The sequence below is a fragment of the Janthinobacterium goodfellowi genome, assembly GCF_051380695.1.
Classification (GTDB): domain Bacteria; phylum Pseudomonadota; class Gammaproteobacteria; order Burkholderiales; family Burkholderiaceae_D; genus Janthinobacterium.
The window spans coordinates 66,327-85,151 of the sequence record NZ_JBNYXN010000005.1; the positions used below are offsets into that span (position 1 = coordinate 66,327).

An 18,825-nucleotide genomic window follows, 5' to 3' on the forward strand; every position below is an offset into this window, starting at 1 on the left:
ATGGATAATAGGACATTTTAACAGCGGAAAGGCAATATGAGCAGATGCAGCGCCGGCAAGTGATGCTTTTGCCGCCATCGCACCATGCAAATTTGCGCTAGACTGCGCGTATTGCACATATGTAGTACACACGGAGATTTACATGAGCATCACAGTAGAAGACGTCAAGGCCGCGCTGGCCCAGGTTATTGATCCAAATACACATAAAGATTTTGTTTCCAGCAAAACCGTCAAGAATCTGAAGGTCGATGGCAGCGACATTTCGCTCGACATCGAACTGGGTTACCCCGCCAAGAGCCAGATCGACCTGATCCGCAAATCCGTGCTGGCCGCGTTGCGCGTGCTGCCGGGCGTGGGCAACGTCAGCGTGGGCGTGTCGTCGAAGATCATTTCGCACACGGTGCAGCGCGGCTTGAAGCCGATGAGCAACGTGAAAAACATCATCGCCGTCGCTTCCGGCAAGGGCGGCGTTGGCAAATCGACCACGGCCGTCAACCTGGCCCTGGCCCTGGCCGCCGAGGGCGCCACCGTCGGCATGCTGGACGCCGATATCTATGGCCCCTCGCAGCCGATGATGCTGGGCATCAGCGGCCAGCCGAAGACGCTCGACGGCAAGAGCATGGAACCGATGGAAAACCACGGCCTGCAAGTGTCGTCGATCGGTTTCATGATCGATCCGGACGAGCCGATGGTGTGGCGCGGCCCGATGGTCACGCAAGCCTTGCAGCAACTGCTGGACCAGACCAACTGGCGCGACCTCGATTATCTGATCGTCGACATGCCGCCAGGCACGGGCGATATTCAATTGACCCTGTCGCAGAAAGTGCCCGTCACGGGCGCCGTCATCGTCACGACGCCGCAGGACATCGCGCTGCTGGACGCGCGCAAGGGCCTGAAAATGTTCGAGAAGGTCGGCATTCCGATTTTGGGCGTGGTGGAAAACATGAGCACGCATATCTGCTCGAACTGCGGCCATGCGGAAGAAATCTTCGGCGCCGGCGGCGGCGCGAAGATGTGCGCGGACTTCGGCGTGGAATTCCTCGGCGCCTTGCCGCTGACCATGGCGATTCGCCAGCAGACGGATTCGGGCACGCCCACCGTCGTGGCCGAGCCGGAAGGCCCCGTCGCCGTGATCTACAAGCAGATCGCCCGCACCATCGCCATCAAGGTGGCGGAAAAGGCGAAGGATATGACCAGCAAGTTTCCGTCGATCGTCATCAAGAACGACTAGTGGCTGGGTGGCCTTGCAAACCTACTGCGCAGCTCACTTTCGGGTCGGCGTTACTCACCGTACTAAAGTACGGTTGCGTTACTCAACCCGACATTGAGCTTGCTCGCTACGGTTTTTAAGGCCACCATGGCACCATTGGATTTATCCATTGGCTTAACTCTTCCCTGGCGCCACGACCGCCAGGAATATGGTTTCATGCAGTCCGTGTTGTTATTAACAAGAGGAGACATCATGCAATTGACTACCGTATTCCTGCGCCAGGCCGCAGTCCTGCTCGCCGGCGGCCTGCTGGCAGCCAGCGCCTTCGCCCAATCCGTTTCCTTCGTCGAGCCAGCCGATGGCGCGACGGTGACGAGCCCGTTCAAAGTGAAATTTGCCGTCAGCGGCATGGACGTCAAGCCGGCCGGCGACATGACGGCCAAGACGGGCCACCATCATTTGCTCATCAATACAGGGCCGATGAAGGCGGGCGAGATGATACCCATGGATGACAAGCATTTGCATTTCGGCAAAGGTCAAACGGAAACGGACGTCACCTTGCCGCCGGGCCAGTACACGCTCACCATGCAGTTCGCCAATGGCGCGCACCAGTCGTATGGGCCGGAGTTAAGCAAAAGCATCAAAGTGACGGTCAAGTAAATCGGGTAAATAAATCCGGCATACTCATCTGTTCGCAGAAGGCCGGGTTCCAGCGATGGAGCCCGGCCTTTTCATATTGTTGCTTCTTGTCATTGTTGTGTCATATAGTCGGCGTATGCTGCCCGGTGGCCTAACTTTTGATGAGTGGATATGACGAAACATTTCTCCCTTTCCCGGCAACTGGCGCAGGCGCTGCTGCTGGTCACTAGCGTGGCGGCTTGCCAGGCATATGCGGCCAAGGCCGTACCCTCGGCTGCGGCGCAGCCGAAGCTGGTCGTGGTGCTGGTAGTGGACGGCTTGCCGCAAGAGCAGGTGACGCGCTACCGCGAGCAGTTCGGCCAGGGCGGTTTCCGCCGCCTGCTGGAGCAGGGCGCGTGGTTCAGCGATGCGCACCAGGCGCATGGCATCACGGTCACCGCCATCGGCCACTCGGCCGTGCTGTCGGGTGCCTACCCGTACCAGCATGGCGTGATCGGCAATAACTGGATCGATCCCGTCACGAAAAAATCCGTGTATTGCACCGAGGATGGCAATTTCCATTACATCGGCGAGGAGACGAAGCCGGACGACGGCACCGCGCCGACCAAGCTGCGCGTGAGCACCCTCGGCGACGAGCTGCGCTATGCCACGGGCGACAAGGCCAAGGTCGTCACCGTGTCGGGCAAGGACCGCGGCGCCATCCTGCTGGCCGGGAAAACGGGCACGGCCTATATGTACATGGAAAAGACGGGCAACTTCGCCAGCAGCACCTATTACATGCAGCAGCACCCGCAATGGGTGCAGCGCTACCAGGCGGCCAAACCGCAGGACCGTTATTACGGCAAGAGCTGGACGCCGCTGCTGGCCGACGGGGCTTATGTCAACGATGCGCGCGACGATCTGGTGGCGGCCAAGCCGGGCACGCGCAATACCTTCCCGTTCGCCTATTACAGCGACAGCGGCCAGCTCGATGGCGAGTACTACAGCCGCTTGAAGTCCGGTCCCTTCCTCGATGAACTGACCCTGGAATTTGCCCGCGCCGCCGTCGAGGGCGAGAACCTGGGCCGCAACCCGGCTGGCGTGCCCGACATCCTGGGCGTGAGCCTGTCCGCGCACGACTATGTGAACCATGCCTACGGCCCGGAAAGCAAGATGTCGCACGACCACCTGCAACGCCTGGACCGCATGCTGGCCGGCTTCTTTGCCGACCTCGATAAAAAAGTCGGCATGGACAATGTGCTGGTGGTGCTGACGGCCGACCATGGCTTTGCCAACGTGCCGGAATTTACGGAAGCGCGCGGCGGCTTTACGGCCAAGCGCATCGACGGCGACAAGCTGGTCGCAAGCCTGAACCAGCACCTGGCGACAAGCCTGGGCATCGATAAGCTGGTGACGACGTCGTCGCTGCCGAATATCTACCTCGATTACGCGCTGGCGGAAAAGGGCGGCATCCATCGCGCCGCCCTGGAAGACGCGGCGGCCCGCTTCCTGCTGCAGCAGGACGGCCTGGCGCAAGTCTATACGCGCACGCAGATGGAAACAGGGGCCGTCGCCACGCGCATGGACACGCTGATGCGCCGCGCGTGGAACCGCCAGCTGTCGGGCGACCTGATGGTCGTCACAAAACCGGCCTGGTATTTCGGCAAGGGCAGCGGCGGCACCTCGCACGGCACGCCGTACACGTATGACACCAACGTGCCGCTGATGGTCTTCGGCCCCCGCTGGATCAAGCCGGGCGCCTACGGCCAGTACGCGGAAGTGGTCGACATCGCCCCGACCCTGGCGCATCTGCTGCGCATACGCCAGCCATCGGCGTCGGAAGGGCGGATCTTGACGGAAGCGGTGCGGTAAAGGGCGGTGCTGCGCGCTTGTCGGCTTACGCGCTTTGCGCTAACCCGACCTACGATGACCTTGTGGGTCGGATTAGCGGGGCGCAGCCACGCGTCATCCGACAGCATCGTCGGCAAAACCGCTTACAGCAGCCAGTCTATCGGCAGCACCGACAGAATCGCCACCCCCATGCGCTTCCATACGCTGGTGCCCGGTTCCGTGTCGTAGCGCGTGGTGGCGCCGCTGGCGTCGCGGGCGATCCAGTACAGCGCGCCGTCGTCGCCAAGCAGGACCTGATAGGCGCGCTGCGGGATGGTGGTGCGCATGGCTTGCCCCAGCTGGCTGGCCAGCGCGGGGCTGTCGATGACGAGCCCCATTTCCGTGTTCAATTCGATCGAGCGCGGGTCGAAATTGAACGAGCCGACAAAGATGCGCTGGTCGTCGACGGCAAAGGTCTTCGCATGCAGGCTCGATGCGGAGCTGCCGAAGCGGCCCGTCTGCTCGCGCGCGTCGCCGGCTTCCCACGAGCGGCGCGATTCGTACAGCAGCACGCCCGCTTCCAGCAGCGGCTTCCTCCACTTCGCGTAACCCGCATGCACGGCCGCCACGTCGGTCGCTTCCAGCGCATTCGTCAGGATGCGCACGCCCACGCCTTTTTGTGCCAGGTCGGCAAAGGCTTGCGTGCCGGCCTTGCCGGGCACGAAATACGGCGACACCAGGTCCACTTCCTTTTCCGGCACGCCCAGCAGGTTTTGCAGGTTTTCCGCCACGCCCGTGCCGGGCCTGGCCTTGTCCAGCACCTTGGCCGGGTCGTCGCTGACCATGCGCGTGCGCGCCCATTCGAAGGGCAGGGTGCGTTCCATCATCTGCTTGACGAAGGGCGAGGTGCGCAGCGCCTGCACGTATTCCTCGGCGGCCCTGGTGTCGTCGATGCGGTCCGCCTCGGCGGCGATGGTGGCCGCGTCGCCATCGACAGGGCTGGTCAGCAGCAGGCTGGCCGGGTAGGCCGAGGCGCTGTTCCAGTAGCGGTCGAATTCCTGCGACACCTCGCCGACGACGGGGCCGACGGCCAGCACGTCCAGGTCGGCAAACAGCACGTCGCCGGCCGCGCCAAAATATTCATCGCCCACATTGCGCCCGCCAACGATGGTGGCCTGGTTGTCGGCCGTGAACGATTTATTGTGCATGCGCCGGTTGAGGCGCGAAAAATCCGTGGCAAAGGCCAGCGCGCGCGGCGCGCGGGGCACGAAGGGATTGAACAGGCGGATTTCCAGATTCCGCTGCTTGCCCAGCATGGACAGGGTCGGGTCCAGTCCCGCCGTGTTGTTATCGTCGAGCAGCAGGCGCACGCGCACGCCCCGTTCCGCCGCCTGGCGCAGGGCGTCGAACAGCAGCGTGCCCGTGATGTCCTTGTGCCAGATGTAGTACTGCACGTCCAGGCTGCGCTGGGCGGCGGCGGCCAGCAGGGCGCGCGCGGCAAAGGCGTCGCGCCCGTCGACCAGCGGATAGATGCCGGACACGCCCGGATGCTGCGCCACCATGGGCGCGATGGCCGTGGCCAGCCGGGTATCGGCCGTATCGGTGATGATGGTGGAGGGGATGCGGCCGTCCAGCGAAGGCAGGGAAGCGCAGCCGGCAAGGACGACGGACAGCAGCAAGGGCAGCAGCAGCCGGGTGGCGCTGCGGAAGGGAAGTACTTGAGCGGGCATGGCGGGCTTTCATCGAGTTGCCCCGATGTTAGCAGATGCGCATGCCCGCACGGGGCGCGCCGTTGAAGCGGCTTAGAGTTGTTCCAGCGCGATCAGCTCGGCCACCGTCTGGCGGCGGCGGATCAGGCGCGACGGGTGTTGATCATCGGCGCCATCGACCAGGTATTCGGCCGCATGCGGGCGGCTGTTGTAGTTCGACGACATCGACGCGCCATACGCGCCCGCGCCTTCGAAGACGACGTAGTCGCCCACCTGCGCTGCCGGCAGCAAGCGGGTTTCCACCACGCCGCCATCGCGCTGGGTGAAGACGTCGCCCGATTCGCACAGGGGGCCGCCGACGACGGTGGCGCGCTGGGCGTCCAGGGCGCGGCCGTCGTGCGCGATCACCGACATTGCATGGTAGCTGCCGTACATGGCGGGGCGCATCAGTTCATTGAAGCCCGTATCGAGCAAGGTGAAGTGGTTGCCGCCCATTTGCTTGGTGGCGCGCACTTCGGCCACCAGCAGGCCCGCGTCGGCCACGAGGAAGCGGCCCGGTTCGATTTCCAGGTGCACGCGATGGCCCAGGTGCGCCTCGATCTGCTTGCGCGCCGCATCCCACAGCTGGAAATAGTGGTCCGTGTCGACCGGTTGCTCGCCTTCGCGGTAAGGCACGGACAGGCCGCCGCCCGTGGAAATGGCTTCGATGTCGTGGCCCATGTTTTTCACCAGGTCGACCATGGTGCCGCAGACGGTTTTCAGGTGGCTGTAGTCGACGCCGGAGCCGATGTGCATGTGCAGGCCCACCAGGTGCAGTCCATGCGCGCGGATGACGGCCAGCGCCTCCGGCAGCTCTTCGTGCCAGATGCCGTGCTTGCTGTTTTCGCCGCCCGTATTGGTCTTGTTGCTGTGGCCATGGCCATAGCCGGGATTGATGCGCAGCCAGACGCGGTGGCCGGGCGACACGGGGCCCAGCTGGCGCAGCATGTCGACGGAGCCGCAATTGACTTCAATTTTTGCTGCCGCCACGCGCGCCAGGGTGGCGCGGTCGAACAGGTCGCAGGTGAACACCACGCCGGCGGCGCCATTCGTTTGCGCCGGCGTAAAGCCCGCCTGCAGCGCGCGTTCGATCTCGCCCAGCGAGACGGCGTCCACGTGCACGCCCGCTTCGCGCATCACGGTGAGCAGATGGATGTTCGAATTGGCCTTTTGCGCGAAGCGCACGGTGTCGAATTGCGCCAGCTGCGCGATGCGCGCGCGGATGGTGGCCGCGTCATATACCCACAGGGGCGTGCCGTGTTCCTGGGCGAGTTGGGCGAGGGTGGCGTCTGGCACTGGTTTCATGGCGGTGGTCTTTGTCATTTTATGGAGGGGTGTCGGATTACGCGCTTTGCGCTAATCCGACCTACGTTCCGATCATGATGCGGGTTTTCTTCGCAAACATAAAATATCCATTTAAGGTGACCTTATTCATTTATGATATGGGTATGACCATCTCATTGCGCCACATCGAGGTTTTTCGGGCCATCATGACGACGGGCAGCGTGACGGCCGCCGCCGCCATGCTGCACACCTCGCAGCCCACCGTCAGCCGCGAGCTGGCGCGCCTTGAGCACTTGACGGGCCTGACCCTGTTCGAGCGCGAACGGGGGCGTCTGCGCCCCACGGCCCAGGCGCTGCAGCTGTTCGAGGAAGTGCAGCGCGCGTATTTCGGTCTGGAGCGCATCGTCAGCACGGCGGCGGCCCTGCGCCAGTTCGACCAGGGACAGTTGTCGATCGCCTGCCTGCCCGTGTTTTCCCAATCCTTGCTGCCGCAGGCGTGCAAGCGCTTCGTCGCCGATTTTCCCAAGGTGAGCATCAGCATCACGCCGCAGGAGTCGCCGCTGCTGGAAGAATGGCTGTCGGCGCAGCGCCACGATATCGGCCTGACGGAAGTGGGCAATGCGCCGCCCGGCACCGTGCTCGATGCCTTGATGTCCGTCGATGAAGTGTGCGTGCTGCCCGACGGTCATGCGCTGGCTGGCAAAACCGTGCTGGCGCCGGCGGACTTCGCGGGCCAGCCTTTCATCAGCCTGGCCGCCGTCGACCCCTACCGCCAGCAGATCGACGCCATCTTCGCGCAGGCGGGCGTGGAGCGGCGCATGGCGCTCGACACGCACAGCGCCGCTTCTGTGTGCGCGATGGTGCGCGAAGGCGTGGGGCTGGCCATCGTCAATCCGCTCACGGCCCTCGATTATGCGGGGCAGGGCTTGCAGATCCGCCGCTTTGCCGTATCCCTGCCGTTCACCGTGAATCTCGTGAAGCCTTTGCACCGGCCCCTGTCGCAGCTGGTGGCCCTGTTCGAGCAGGCGCTGCATGCGCAGGCGCACGAGGTGAAAAGGCGCTTGCTGCAGCTGTGACGGCGCTTGTGGAGCGGCGGCGGTCAACAGAGTAAAATGGCGTTTTACTTATTCAAGCCTGATTACTTCGATGACCACAACCGCTACTCCCGTCCGTACCCGTTTCGCTCCCAGCCCGACCGGCTATCTGCACCTGGGCGGCGCCCGCACCGCTTTATACAGCTGGGCGTATGCCCGTCACTTCGGCGGCACCTTCGTGCTGCGCATCGAAGACACGGACGTGGAGCGCTCCACGCCGGAAGCCGTGCAAGCCATCATCGAAGGCATGACGTGGCTGGGCCTGGACCATGACGAAGGCCCGTTCTACCAGATGCAGCGCATGGACCGCTACCGCGAAGTGGTGGCGCAGATGCTGGCCGAAGGCACTGCATACCACTGCTATTCGTCGCCGGAAGAAGTCGAAGCGATGCGCGAGCGCATGCGCGCTGCCGGTGAAAAGCCCCGCTACGACGGCACCTGGCGTCCGGAACCGGGCAAGACCCTGCCTGCCGTGCCAGCGGACCGCAAGCCCGTCGTGCGCTTCAAGAATCCGCTCGATGGCGACGTGACGTGGGACGACGTCGTCAAGGGCACGATCACGATTTCCAACCGCGAGCTGGACGACCTGGTGATCGCCCGCCCGGACGGCACGCCAACCTATAACTTCTGCGTGGCCGTCGATGACTGGGACATGCAGATCAGCCACGTGCTGCGCGGCGACGACCACGTCAACAACACCCCGCGCCAGATCAACATCCTGCGCGCCATCGGCGCGCCGCTGCCGCTGTACGGCCACCTGCCGATGATTCTGGGTTCGGACGGCCAGAAGATGTCGAAGCGCCGCGATGCCGTCAGCGTGATGGATTATCCGGCGCAGGGCTTCCTGCCTGAATCGATGCTGAATTATCTGGCGCGCCTGGGCTGGAGCCATGGCGACGATGAAGTCTTCTCGGTGGCGCAGTTCTGCGAGTGGTTCAACCTCGAGCACCTGACCAAGTCGGCCGCGCAGTTCGACCTGGAAAAACTCAAGTGGCTCAATAATCAGTACATCAAGCAGGCCGACAATACCCGCCTGGCCGACCTGGCGCGTCCGCAAATGGCCGCCGCCGGCGCCGTCTTCGAAGGCGCGCCTGATCTGGCGCAAGTGCTGGGCATGATGAAAGAGCGCGCCAACACCGTCAATGAACTGGCTGACGCTTCGATGCTGTTCTTCCGCGAGCCGCAGCCGGAAGCGGAACTGGTGACGCAGCACATCACGGATGCCATCAAGCCCGTGCTGGCGCAGTTTGCCGAGCGTATCGCCACGGTGGAGTGGAGCAAGGAAGCCGTCGCCGCCATGATCAAGGAAGTGCTGGCCGCCAACACCATCAAGATGCCGCTGCTGGCCATGCCCTTGCGCCTGATTTTGACGGGCCAGCTGCAGACGCCGGCCATCGATCAGGTGGTGGTCATGTTCGGCCGCGATACCGTGCTGGCGCGCCTGACAAAGTGGCTGTAATCGCCGCGCTTGAATAGTCGTAAAAATAGCGTGCAGAAACCGCCCCTATGAAAAGTTGCTCATAGACGAAAAAGGGTATTTGCAGAGTGAAACTTCTTTGCTATACTCTTGTTTCTGCACCAACGGGGGTATAGCTCAGCTGGGAGAGCGCTTGCATGGCATGCAAGAGGTCAGCGGTTCGATCCCGCTTACCTCCACCAGCAGCAAAATCGCAGTCAGGTTTTGTTAGTCGTTGAAGTGGTGCAGATGTTGTTTGGAAGTTCCGCGGTCCCCATCGTCTAGAGGCCTAGGACATCACCCTTTCACGGTGAGTACAGGGGTTCGAATCCCCTTGGGGACGCCAGGTAGTTGTGGTATAGTAGTGGCAGTTGTTTGTACTGATTGTTGTAAGTTCAGGTCCGTAAAAAACGGAATCTGGATGGAAAGCAAGTAGTGGAACAAAGTCGCCAAGTGCGGCTTTTATTATTTCTGCGCCCGGGGGGTATAGCTCAGCTGGGAGAGCGCTTGCATGGCATGCAAGAGGTCAGCGGTTCGATCCCGCTTACCTCCACCAACAGCGCAGAAGTAAGGCCACAAATTGTAGAAGTAAAAGTGCAGTACCGAGGTCCCCATCGTCTAGAGGCCTAGGACATCACCCTTTCACGGTGAGTACAGGGGTTCGAATCCCCTTGGGGACGCCAGTTCAGTCTGGTGTTTGGTAGTAAAGAAGTAGCAGTGTTTCTGCGCCCGGGGGGTATAGCTCAGCTGGGAGAGCGCTTGCATGGCATGCAAGAGGTCAGCGGTTCGATCCCGCTTACCTCCACCAACAGCGCAGAAATCACGTGATAATCAAAGTCGCCTCGGGCGGCTTTTTTTATGTCCGAAATATTTCCGCCATACCCGACAGGGGAGTGTGGCGTAGGTCGGATTAGCGTAGCGTAATCCGACAGCAGCATCTTCTGAAGCCAACATCCGTATCCATGCCGCCTCCACCAACAGCGCAGAAATCACATGATAATCAAAGTCGCCTTGGGCGGCTTTTTTTATTTCCGTGGCACTTATCGCCATACCTGACAGCGGAGTGTGGCGTAGGTCGGATTAGCGTAGCGTAATCCGACAGCACCATCTTCTGAAGCCAACATCCGTATCCATGCCGCCTCCACCAACAGCGCATAAATCACATGATAATCAAAGTCGCCTCGAGCGGCTTTTTTTATTTCCGGGCCAATTTCGCCATACCCTTCGGCGAGCGTGGCCAAGCTGTTAGCGCGCTTGCATGGCATGCAAGACGTCAGTGCTTGGCTCCCGCTGATGCCCATGCATGCGTTGCTGGAAGTCGAGGTGGCCAGCGGGCGGCGCATGGCCGGCAGTTATCAGCGTTCCGTTATGCTGCCCAGCGGTCGCGATAGATCGGCAGTGAAGTCGACATATTGGGTGGAAAGCCCGCGTAGCTGCTCGATCAGTGGACGGTTGTCTCCGCGCCGCCACTGAAAAGAATAGATTACCGGCGCTGGCATTTCGGCGGCGGCGAGCGGGAGCAGCAGACCCTGGTCAACCAGCTTTTGACTCCAGCCAGTGGGCAGTATGCCGATCCCGACAGAGGCAATCAGCATGCCGGCAATGGCCCCCCAATTATTGCAACTTATACGCTCAACGGCAGCGATGCCGTGAGCCAGTAGCCAGTCATCAATCACTCGCGTGGTGCCAGCTGATGGCGGTAAGGCAACGATGGGCTGTCCAGCGTCAAGTAAATCGGCGGCACCACGTAAGCCAGGCGGGCTGTCAGATACAGCCAGGGTTGGCGCGGCAAGCCAGATGAATTGTGCTTGGCTGACTGGTTGCGACAGGATGCCGTGGTGCGATGAGCGTCCGGCAATGATCGCAAAATCGAGCTCGCCCTTGGTGACACGGCTCTCCAGAACTGAGCCCACGTCGACATAGGGTTCGAGCGTCAATTTGGGATGCAGTGCCCGGACTTGCGCAATGAACTGCGGTAACCAGGTCAGCGCGCTGAGTTCGCCAACACCAAAGGTGCAACGGCCAACTAGCCCGGCAGAGGGTGCGAAGGCGGTACGTATTGCGGCGGCGTCATCGAGCAGCGCCAGCGCGCGTGGCAGCAATGCCTGGCCTGCATCGCTGAGTACGGCGCGGTGGCCACTCCGGTCGAACAGATTGATGCCAAGCGCTTCCTCCAGTTCTGAAATGCGCTTGGAGAGAGACGATACGGACAAATGCAGGCGTTCGGCGGCAATCGCAAAGTTGGCGCAGGTGGCGGCCCAGTAGAACGCTTCGAGTTGCTTTAAAGTCATGGACATCACTTGTTCTCTTTTTTCGAAATTAATTGTACATAATTTTTCGCTTTTATCTAAATTGTGGTTGATCAAAAATGCTTAACAGGGCAAATCGCGTTGGTGCCAAGCGTTGGGCGGGCGGCCTATGCAGGCCCTCACCCTTCACCAAAGTGATGCATGTAGCAGTGAAATGACGAGTTTGCCATTTTTTTGAGAGGCGCAATGAACAAGAAGCGTTATGCAGTTATCGGCGGGGGGATAAATGGCCTCGCAGTCGCACGTCAGTTATTGTTGGATTTTCCCGACGCCACGGTGGTGCTGTTCGAAAAGGAGGCGAGTGTCGCCAGTCATCAGTCCAGCCACAATTCGGGTGTGGTCCATGCCGGTCTGTACTATGAGCCGGGGGGGCTCAAGGCACGACTTTGCAGGCGCGGGGGCGAATTGATTGGCAACTATTGCCGCGACAATGCGATTCCCTACGACGAGTGCGGCAAAGTTGTCGTCGCGCTACAAGAGGAAGAGTTGCCTCGCCTAGAGGCGATTTATCGGAAAGCGCAGGCCAACGGTGTGCCTGGCGTGCGGCTGATCGGCTCAAATGAGTTGCGCGAAATCGAGCCCAACTGCATCGGCCTGGGCGCCTTGCATTCACCGAAAACGGCGATTGTCAGTTACGGTCAAATTGCGGCCCGAATCGCCGATGAAATCAGGGAACGTGGCGGGCGCATTTGTCTGAATTCGCCGGTTGGGCGCCTGCTTGAGCAAGGCGGCGAAGTACGGGTCGAACTTGCAGACGGAGAGGTCTTCGATACGGTATTCGATCAGGCAATTGCCTGCGCGGGTTTGCAGTCAGATCGCCTGGCAGAGCGCTCGGGCGATCAGGGCACGCCACGCATCGTACCGTTCTTCGGCCAGTATTACGTGATCGACGAGGCTTTCAAGTCGCATGTCAAAGGCTTGATCTACCCGGTGCCGGACCCGCGCTTTCCTTTCCTCGGGGTGCATTTCACAAAGCGTATCGACGGACAGATGACGATCGGCCCGAATGCTTTCATATCCTTCGGTCGCGAGAACTATGACGGCCGCAGCATGAACCTGGCCGACATCTTCAATTTTGCCAGCTACCCCGGCTTTTGGAAGTTTGCTGCCCGTAACCTGCCGGCGACGCTTCGGGAGCTGAAGACTGTGGTCAGCGAGGCGAGCTTTGTCCGCGAGGCGGCGCGCTATGTGCCGACGCTTGCCTCGGTCGGTATTGTTCCGGCGGTTCGTGGGATCCGTGCCCAGGCAATGGAGGCCAATGGTGCGCTGGTTGACGATTTCGTGATTCGCCAACACGGCAATATTACCCACATCCGCAATGCACCGTCACCAGGGGCGACATCGTCGCTAGCCATTGCTGAATACATTGTGCGTGAAGTGATGAGGCGCTGAGTTTGCGTAGCGGACAACGTACGGTTGTCTGTCGCTCCCCAGCCAGCCCCAACTCGAACGCTCTAGGCGAAAAAGAAAAAAATTAATTCATGAAGGAGACATTTTGAACATTCAAAAAACGGAACAGGAAACCCCGGCACAGACAAAAAGTCGTTTGCGCAAAGTGGCGGCAGCGACCATCGTCGGCTCAATGCTGGAGTGGTATGACTTTTATCTTTACGCGACGATGGCGTCGATTGTCTTCAGCAAGGTCTTCTTCGATACCTCGGACCCGGCGAATGCATCGCTGCAAGCCTTTGCCACCTTCGCCATCGGCTTTGTGGCGCGACCGATCGGGGGGCTGTTCTTCGGCTACTTCGGCGACCGCTACGGGCGCAAGAAAATGTTGTTCGTTACTTTCTGTATGATGGGCTTGTGCACGACCGCCATTGGCCTGGTCCCTTCCTACGCCAGCATCGGCGTTTGGGCGCCCCTGTGCCTGGTGCTGATCCGCATTGTGCAGGGCCTGGGTGCCGGTGCTGAACTGGCGGGGGCGGCGGTAACTTCCTACGAACATGCGGCCGACAACAAGAAGGGACGACAAGGTGCGTGGCCTGCATTGGGGCTGAACCTTGGCCTGTTGCTATCGTCGCTGACCGTTTATCTGCTGACCGTCAATGGCGACAAGTTTTTGCTTGCCGGCGGTTGGCGCATTCCCTTCATCCTCAGTTTCGTGCTGGTACTGGTTGGGCTCTGGGTGCGCGGGAGTCTGCCGGAAACGCCAGAGTATCACCACTTCGAGGAAAGCCATCGCCAGAAGAGGCCGTTCCGCGAATTGTGGAAAACCAATCTTAAGGGCCTGGGCGTCGTCTTCTTTGTCGCCATCGGTTACAACGCACTGAGCTATGTCTTCAAGACCTTCTCGCTGGCCTACCTGACCCAGTTCAAGGGCATTTCGGCCAGCGTGACATCGCTATCGGTGACACTGGCCAGTCTGGTCGCAATCTTTACCGTCCCGCTCTTCGGCTATCTGTGTGACAAGTTCAGCAGCAAGAAGCTGCTGATCGTCGGCGGCCTGCTGTCAGCATTGTTCGCGTACCCGTTCATGCAGTTGCTGGATAGCGGCGAGAACAGGCTGATTTACCTGGCGCTGATCGTCGGCACCGGGGTGCTGGCGCCGATGATGTTCGCCCCACAGGGTTCTTTCCTCAGTCGCCAGTTTGCCGTGCAAAACCGCTCGACGGGGGTCGGTTCGGGGCGTGAAATCGGCACTGCCATTGCCGGCGGTATTGCCCCGTTGTGGGCGTTATCAATGGTTGCCCAGTCTGCGACTCGTGACACGAGCGCAGTGGCCTTGATGCTCACGTGCTCCGGAGCGATCGTCGCATTGGCAGCATACTTCGACCAAGGTTATCGCTTCAGTCATTACAAGAACTGATGGTCAAGGCGGCGGGCCAAGCTTGCTCAGCGCCTCCCGCCGCCCAACCCTTGCATGACGTGGGTTTGGGCCAGTACAAACGAAGGGGGGCAAGAAGCTTTCCTTTTGCTTGTCTGGCTGCTGTTGCCGAGGACCTGTGCCTCGCCCGCGCAGCCGATCGATTGCACATTGAGCAATCGCCGCCGGAAACGGTTTCCTCCGTGGAAAATAAGATGCGCCTGCGGTTGATTTTGTGAATGGCCCCGTGCTATACTTCGCGCACGCTTTTTTGAGGGGCTAAGCAAAGCCTTCAACGAAGAGTCCGCTGAGAGTAAAGCCAGCACAGGTCCCCATCGTCTAGAGGCCTAGGACATCACCCTTTCACGGTGAGTACAGGGGTTCGAATCCCCTTGGGGACGCCAGGATTTAGTTGTAAAGCAAGAGTGCAGTGCTGAACGGGCCTGACAAGTCAGGCTTTTTTTGTTTCTGCCATATTGCTGCAGTACCGGGTCAGGATGCGAAGTAGTGCATTCAGGACAGATTTTGTCCCCATCGTCTAGAGGCCTAGGACATCACCCTTTCACGGTGAGTACAGGGGTTCGAATCCCCTTGGGGACGCCAGATTCGCAAGTAGCAAGCAAGTAACAGGTCGGGATGCAGAGCAGCGCATCCAGGACAGATTTTCTGTCCCCATCGTCTAGAGGCCTAGGACATCACCCTTTCACGGTGAGTACAGGGGTTCGAATCCCCTTGGGGACGCCAGACCGGCTGAATCAGCCAACAAAAAAGCCGCCTGGTAACAGTGCGGCTTTTTTGTTATTGGCCGCCATGCCCATGTTTTTCTCTTCCCGTCGACTATGCCATTACCTACCGATCGCGCACCATCCCTGGCCATCTTCTGCAAAGTCGTCGACAACTACGGCGATATCGGCATTTGCTGGCGTTTGGCGCGGCAGTTGAGCGGCGAGCATGGCGTGGCCGTCACCCTGTGGGTCGATGATTTATCCAGTTTCCGGCGCATCTGCCCCGAAATCGACGTGAAGGCCGAGACGCAGCAGGTGTCCGGCATCACCGTCCGCCACTGGCGCGGCCAGGATGGCGCGTTTGCGCCCGCCGACGTCGCCGACATCGTTATCGAGTTTTTTGCCTGCGACATTCCGCCCGGCTATATCGCCGCCATGGCGCAGTGTTCGCCGCAGCCTGTGTGGCTGAACCTGGAAGGCTTGACGGCGGAAGAGTGGGTCGAGGGTTGCCATGCGCTGACGTCGCCGCGCCACGGCATGATCAAGCATTTCTTCTTTCCCGGTTTTACCGACAAGACGGGCGGTTTGCTGCGCGAAGCGGCGCTCGATGAAAAAAGGCTGGCGTTCCAGGCCGATGTGCCCGCCATGGCGGCCTTCCTCGGGCAGTTCGGCGTCACGGCGGCGCAAATGCGTGCCGTGAAAGTGTCGCTGTTCTGCTATCCGTCCGCGCCCGTCGCCGAACTGTTCGCGACCTGGCAGGCGGGGAGCGAGCCCATCACATGCCTGGTGCCGGAAGGCGTCGCGTTCGATGCCGTTCAAGCGTTTATCGGCGACGATGCGGCGGTGGCCGGTGCGGCGCACACGCGCGGCGCGCTCACCGTGCGCGTGCTGCCTTTCGTGCCGCAGGACGATTACGACCGCCTGCTGTGGGCTTGCGACGTCAATTTCGTGCGTGGCGAGGATTCCTTCGTGCGCGCGCAATGGGCGTGCCAGCCGTTTATCTGGCATATCTACTTGCAGGACGAAAACTTGCATCACGTGAAATTGCGCGCCTTCCTGCAGCGCTATGCGGTGGACGCGGACGGCGCCATCGACAGCCTGGTGCGGGCGGCGCTGGCCTGGAATGGCGCCAGCGCGGACGCCTTGCCGTGGGCGCGGCTGTGGCCCGCATTGCAGGCCGATCTGCCGCGCATCCGGGCGCGGGCGCAGGCCTGGCGGCAGCAGATGCAGGCTCATGGCGATCTGGCAAGTAACTTGCTGGCGTTCGCCGGCGCGACGAGATAGGCGCTTGCCCAAAATTAAGGTAAAATGCCCGGTTATTTCTAACGTATTTTTAACCGATCAAACGCAAGCTTGCGGCGCTGATGGCGCACAGGCGGCAGATGGTCTTCATGCAACCCACTTTTTACGTACATTCCTATGAAACCCGCAAAAGAAATTCGTGTTGGCAATATCATCATGGTCGACAGCAAGCCAATGATCGTGTTGCGTTCTGATGTCAACGGTTCGAGCCGCACGGGCTTCACCTACAAATGGAAGATGAAAAATCTTCTGACGAACACCCCGATGGAAAACGTGTTCCGCGGCGACGACAAGTTCGACGTGGTTGTTCTGGATAAAAAGCCAGTGACGTATTCGTACTTCGCCGACCCGCTGTTCGTCTTCATGGACACCGAGTACAACCAGTACGAAATCGAAGAAGAAAACCTGGGCGATGCACTGCATTACCTGAAGGATGGCATGGAATGCGAAGCCATTTTCTACGACGGCAAGGCTATCTCCGTTGAACTGCCGACGACCATCGCGCGTCAAGTGGTGTACTCGGAGCCAGCGGTCAAGGGCAACACGTCGGGCAACGTCCTGAAAGAAGCCAAGATCGAAAACGCCATCGACGCGCACCGCCACACCGTGCAAGTGCCGCTGTTCGTGGCACAGGACGACGTCATCGAAATCGACACCCGTACCAACGAATACAAGCGTGTCGTGCGCAACTGATACGCGCCAGTGCTTGACCATCAAGAAACGCTGCCTTCGGGCGGCGTTTTTTTTTGCTTGAAAAATAATTCCTTTCAACAACAATTGTGTTGCAAGGACTGCTATGCTATGGCTAGCACATTATTGCGGTAGAAACATTGAAGTTTCCTGGAGATAGCATGCAGCGCAGTCAGATGTCACGCAGTGGCGCGTCCCGGGGCGTGGCGCGTCCCGTATTGGCCCGCGCCACGGCGCCCGCCAGTCCCATGGCCCATCTGCTCGATGCGGGCGTGTTGCCGCAACAGCAGATGATGCAGGCAGGCAAACTCAGTTCGCATGCGCTGACATCGCAGTACCTGAGGCGCATCCGTTCCCTGTGCAGCACCGGCGCGCGCGCCTATCCCGGCATTGAAATCAATCCCGATGCGCTGAAAATCGCGCTGGAAATGGACCGCGAACGGCAGGTGCATAAGGTGCGCGGCCCCTTGCATGGCATTCCCATCGTCTTGCGCGACAATATCGCCACGGGCGACCGCATGAAGACGCGCACGCAGGCAACCCTGGCCACGCATGCCAGCTGCGATTCCTTCGTCGCGGCGCGCTTGCGCGCGGCCGGCGCCGTCATCATCGGCAAAAGCAATTTGCGCCAGTGGGCCGCCGTCAGCGTGCCGCATGCCAGTGCCAGCTGGGCTGGGCTGACCATCCTGGCCGTCGACAGCGCGGCGGACGGCTCCATCGTCGCACCTGCGTCAAACTGCGGCCTGGTCGCCATCAAGCCCACGGGCAGGACTGTCGCGGGGCAGGGCGGCGAGCCAGCCGCGGCCGGACCGATGGCGCCCAGCGTGCGTGAAGCGGCCTGGCTGCTCGCCGCTCTGACGGGCGAAGGCCTGGCCGATGGCATGGCGCTCGACCTTGCCGGCTTGCAAGGGCGCCGCATCGGCGTGGCGCGCAGCCTGTTCGGCCTGTGCGCCGGGACCGACGCCGTGATCGAGCAGGCGCTGCTGGTGCTGCGCGAACTGGGTGCGGAACTGGTCGAGACGCCGCCCGCGCCCGCGCCTGGCGGCATCGAGGCGCTGCTGGGCTCGCATAGGCTCGACGCGCTGGCGGGCCCCACGTGCCATGGCGTGTCGCCGGCGCCGTCGGCCTTGCCGCATATCACGGTGCCGGCAGGCGTTGCCGGGGGCTTGCCCGTCGGTTTATCCTTCATCGGTCCCGCCCACGGCGATATGCGTCTCATTGCGATGGCGTATGCCTACGAGCAGGCGACTTTGCACCGGCGCACGCCCGCACTGCCATCGAGCATCGCCCTGGCGCTGCGTTGACCATGATTTTTCCTTTCGTTTTCTTTTGATAATCTATGCTTGCAACCTTGCTGCTGACTGCGGCCGCGGCCGCCACCCCGACTCCTTTTGATGCCGCGCAACTGTCCGGCAGCTGGTCCGACAGCGTGAATACGAATAGTGTGTGCGAAGAAGCGCGGCACTTTACGCGCATGCAGTTGTCTGATGATCATCAGCGGCTGGCGATCTTCAATGACCGCACGTGGAAAAGCAAGCTGGGCGAAACCAACCGCTTTGCCGCGACGGTCGTGGCGGAAACGGAGCGCAGCCTGACTTTACGCTATGACAATGAAACCCGCCTCAACGACGCTGGCAAGCTGGTGGAATGGCAGTTGATCATCGTCGCGCCCGGCGTGTACCGCTGGCGCGAGACGGGCTGGCCGGAAGGCAAGGTCAACGGGGTGGTCGGCATACGCTGTTCTCCCTGAGGC

General features: G+C 60.9%; 15 protein-coding genes and 8 tRNA genes. 19 read left to right on the plus strand and 4 right to left on the minus strand.

Annotated elements, in window-relative coordinates:
- Positions 1-142 precede the first annotated feature (142 nt).
- The 3 genes from apbC to ACQ4WQ_RS19240 all read left to right on the plus strand — a co-directional run bounded on the left by apbC (position 143) and on the right by ACQ4WQ_RS19240 (position 3,700).
- A complete protein-coding gene (apbC, locus tag ACQ4WQ_RS19230; RefSeq protein WP_070219730.1) occupies positions 143-1,231 on the plus strand; it encodes an iron-sulfur cluster carrier protein ApbC in 1,089 nt (362 codons plus the stop codon).
- 231 nt (positions 1,232-1,462) lie between these two features.
- A complete protein-coding gene (locus ACQ4WQ_RS19235) occupies positions 1,463-1,870 on the plus strand; it encodes a DUF4399 domain-containing protein (protein WP_436499255.1) in 408 nt (135 codons plus the stop codon).
- A 150-nt stretch (positions 1,871-2,020) separates the two neighbouring features.
- Positions 2,021-3,700: an alkaline phosphatase family protein gene (locus ACQ4WQ_RS19240; RefSeq protein WP_436499257.1), complete on the plus strand. Its 1,680-nt coding sequence runs from the start codon at positions 2,021-2,023 to the stop codon at positions 3,698-3,700.
- Between the two features lie 122 nt (positions 3,701-3,822).
- On the opposite strand, the gene ACQ4WQ_RS19245 is transcribed toward ACQ4WQ_RS19240, so the two are convergent.
- Complete coding sequence (locus ACQ4WQ_RS19245) at positions 3,823-5,388, minus strand: phospholipase D family protein (RefSeq protein ID WP_436499259.1); 1,566 nt, start codon at positions 5,386-5,388, stop codon at positions 3,823-3,825.
- 72 nt (positions 5,389-5,460) lie between these two features.
- Complete coding sequence (gene lysA, locus ACQ4WQ_RS19250) at positions 5,461-6,711, minus strand: diaminopimelate decarboxylase (RefSeq protein WP_436499261.1); 1,251 nt, start codon at positions 6,709-6,711, stop codon at positions 5,461-5,463.
- Between the two features lie 143 nt (positions 6,712-6,854).
- On the opposite strand from lysA, the gene ACQ4WQ_RS19255 reads away from it, so the two are divergent.
- From ACQ4WQ_RS19255 to ACQ4WQ_RS19285, 7 genes are all read left to right on the plus strand, one after another.
- Complete coding sequence (locus ACQ4WQ_RS19255) at positions 6,855-7,766, plus strand: LysR family transcriptional regulator (protein ID WP_436499263.1); 912 nt, start codon at positions 6,855-6,857, stop codon at positions 7,764-7,766.
- 70 nt (positions 7,767-7,836) lie between these two features.
- Positions 7,837-9,243, plus strand: a complete 1,407-nt coding sequence (gene gltX, locus ACQ4WQ_RS19260) for a glutamate--tRNA ligase (RefSeq protein WP_436499265.1) — start codon at positions 7,837-7,839, stop codon at positions 9,241-9,243.
- A 124-nt stretch (positions 9,244-9,367) separates the two neighbouring features.
- A tRNA-Ala gene (locus ACQ4WQ_RS19265) sits at positions 9,368-9,443 on the plus strand.
- A gap of 67 nt (positions 9,444-9,510) precedes the next feature.
- Positions 9,511-9,586: transfer RNA gene (locus ACQ4WQ_RS19270), tRNA-Glu, on the plus strand.
- A 134-nt stretch (positions 9,587-9,720) separates the two neighbouring features.
- Positions 9,721-9,796: transfer RNA gene (locus tag ACQ4WQ_RS19275), tRNA-Ala, on the plus strand.
- Positions 9,797-9,847: 51 nt separating this feature from the next.
- Positions 9,848-9,923 (plus strand) — tRNA-Glu (locus tag ACQ4WQ_RS19280).
- A gap of 49 nt (positions 9,924-9,972) precedes the next feature.
- Positions 9,973-10,048 (plus strand) — tRNA-Ala (locus ACQ4WQ_RS19285).
- Between the two features lie 232 nt (positions 10,049-10,280).
- On the opposite strand, the gene ACQ4WQ_RS19290 is transcribed toward ACQ4WQ_RS19285, so the two are convergent.
- Complete coding sequence (locus ACQ4WQ_RS19290; protein WP_436499267.1) at positions 10,281-10,481, minus strand: hypothetical protein; 201 nt, start codon at positions 10,479-10,481, stop codon at positions 10,281-10,283.
- Positions 10,482-10,595: 114 nt separating this feature from the next.
- Positions 10,596-11,531: a LysR family transcriptional regulator gene (locus tag ACQ4WQ_RS19295; RefSeq protein WP_436499740.1), complete on the minus strand. Its 936-nt coding sequence runs from the start codon at positions 11,529-11,531 to the stop codon at positions 10,596-10,598.
- A 204-nt stretch (positions 11,532-11,735) separates the two neighbouring features.
- On the opposite strand from ACQ4WQ_RS19295, the gene lhgO reads away from it, so the two are divergent.
- The 9 genes from lhgO (at position 11,736) to ACQ4WQ_RS19340 (ending at position 18,822) form a co-directional block, all read left to right on the plus strand.
- Positions 11,736-12,941, plus strand: a complete 1,206-nt coding sequence (gene lhgO / locus ACQ4WQ_RS19300) for an L-2-hydroxyglutarate oxidase (RefSeq protein WP_436499268.1) — start codon at positions 11,736-11,738, stop codon at positions 12,939-12,941.
- A 103-nt stretch (positions 12,942-13,044) separates the two neighbouring features.
- On the plus strand, positions 13,045-14,358 hold the full coding sequence (locus ACQ4WQ_RS19305) for an MFS transporter (protein ID WP_227742140.1): 1,314 nt from the start codon (positions 13,045-13,047) through the stop codon (positions 14,356-14,358).
- A gap of 325 nt (positions 14,359-14,683) precedes the next feature.
- Positions 14,684-14,759 (plus strand) — tRNA-Glu (locus ACQ4WQ_RS19310).
- A 123-nt stretch (positions 14,760-14,882) separates the two neighbouring features.
- Positions 14,883-14,958, plus strand: a tRNA-Glu gene (locus ACQ4WQ_RS19315).
- A 65-nt stretch (positions 14,959-15,023) separates the two neighbouring features.
- Positions 15,024-15,099: transfer RNA gene (locus ACQ4WQ_RS19320), tRNA-Glu, on the plus strand.
- A 95-nt stretch (positions 15,100-15,194) separates the two neighbouring features.
- Positions 15,195-16,364 (plus strand): elongation factor P maturation arginine rhamnosyltransferase EarP, encoded by a 1,170-nt coding sequence (gene earP / locus ACQ4WQ_RS19325; protein WP_436499269.1) that lies wholly within the window; start codon positions 15,195-15,197, stop codon positions 16,362-16,364.
- Positions 16,365-16,499: 135 nt separating this feature from the next.
- On the plus strand, positions 16,500-17,075 hold the full coding sequence (locus tag ACQ4WQ_RS19330; protein ID WP_070223695.1) for an elongation factor P: 576 nt from the start codon (positions 16,500-16,502) through the stop codon (positions 17,073-17,075).
- A 158-nt stretch (positions 17,076-17,233) separates the two neighbouring features.
- Positions 17,234-18,376 (plus strand): amidase family protein, encoded by a 1,143-nt coding sequence (locus tag ACQ4WQ_RS19335; RefSeq protein WP_436499271.1) that lies wholly within the window; start codon positions 17,234-17,236, stop codon positions 18,374-18,376.
- A gap of 35 nt (positions 18,377-18,411) precedes the next feature.
- Positions 18,412-18,822, plus strand: a complete 411-nt coding sequence (locus ACQ4WQ_RS19340; protein WP_326459345.1) for a hypothetical protein — start codon at positions 18,412-18,414, stop codon at positions 18,820-18,822.
- The last annotated feature ends 3 nt before the right edge of the window (positions 18,823-18,825 follow it).

Bases quoted from the DNA above. Each gene is read 5' to 3' on its own strand.
- ACQ4WQ_RS19330 (WP_070223695.1), top strand. From the start codon at position 16,500: ATGAAACCCGCAAAAGAAATTCGTGTTGGCAATATCATCATGGTCGAC.
- ACQ4WQ_RS19235 (WP_436499255.1), top strand. From the start codon at position 1,463: ATGCAATTGACTACCGTATTCCTGCGCCAGGCCGCAGTCCTGCTCGCC.
- ACQ4WQ_RS19245 (WP_436499259.1), bottom strand. From the start codon at position 5,388: ATGCCCGCTCAAGTACTTCCCTTCCGCAGCGCCACCCGGCTGCTGCTG.
- ACQ4WQ_RS19295 (WP_436499740.1), bottom strand. From the start codon at position 11,531: ATGACTTTAAAGCAACTCGAAGCGTTCTACTGGGCCGCCACCTGCGCC.
- ACQ4WQ_RS19340 (WP_326459345.1), top strand. From the start codon at position 18,412: ATGCTTGCAACCTTGCTGCTGACTGCGGCCGCGGCCGCCACCCCGACT.
- ACQ4WQ_RS19240 (WP_436499257.1), top strand. From the start codon at position 2,021: ATGACGAAACATTTCTCCCTTTCCCGGCAACTGGCGCAGGCGCTGCTG.
- earP (WP_436499269.1), top strand. From the start codon at position 15,195: ATGCCATTACCTACCGATCGCGCACCATCCCTGGCCATCTTCTGCAAA.
- lysA (WP_436499261.1), bottom strand. From the start codon at position 6,711: ATGAAACCAGTGCCAGACGCCACCCTCGCCCAACTCGCCCAGGAACAC.
- gltX (WP_436499265.1), top strand. From the start codon at position 7,837: ATGACCACAACCGCTACTCCCGTCCGTACCCGTTTCGCTCCCAGCCCG.
- ACQ4WQ_RS19335 (WP_436499271.1), top strand. From the start codon at position 17,234: ATGCAGCGCAGTCAGATGTCACGCAGTGGCGCGTCCCGGGGCGTGGCG.
- ACQ4WQ_RS19255 (WP_436499263.1), top strand. From the start codon at position 6,855: ATGACCATCTCATTGCGCCACATCGAGGTTTTTCGGGCCATCATGACG.
- lhgO (WP_436499268.1), top strand. From the start codon at position 11,736: ATGAACAAGAAGCGTTATGCAGTTATCGGCGGGGGGATAAATGGCCTC.
- apbC (WP_070219730.1), top strand. From the start codon at position 143: ATGAGCATCACAGTAGAAGACGTCAAGGCCGCGCTGGCCCAGGTTATT.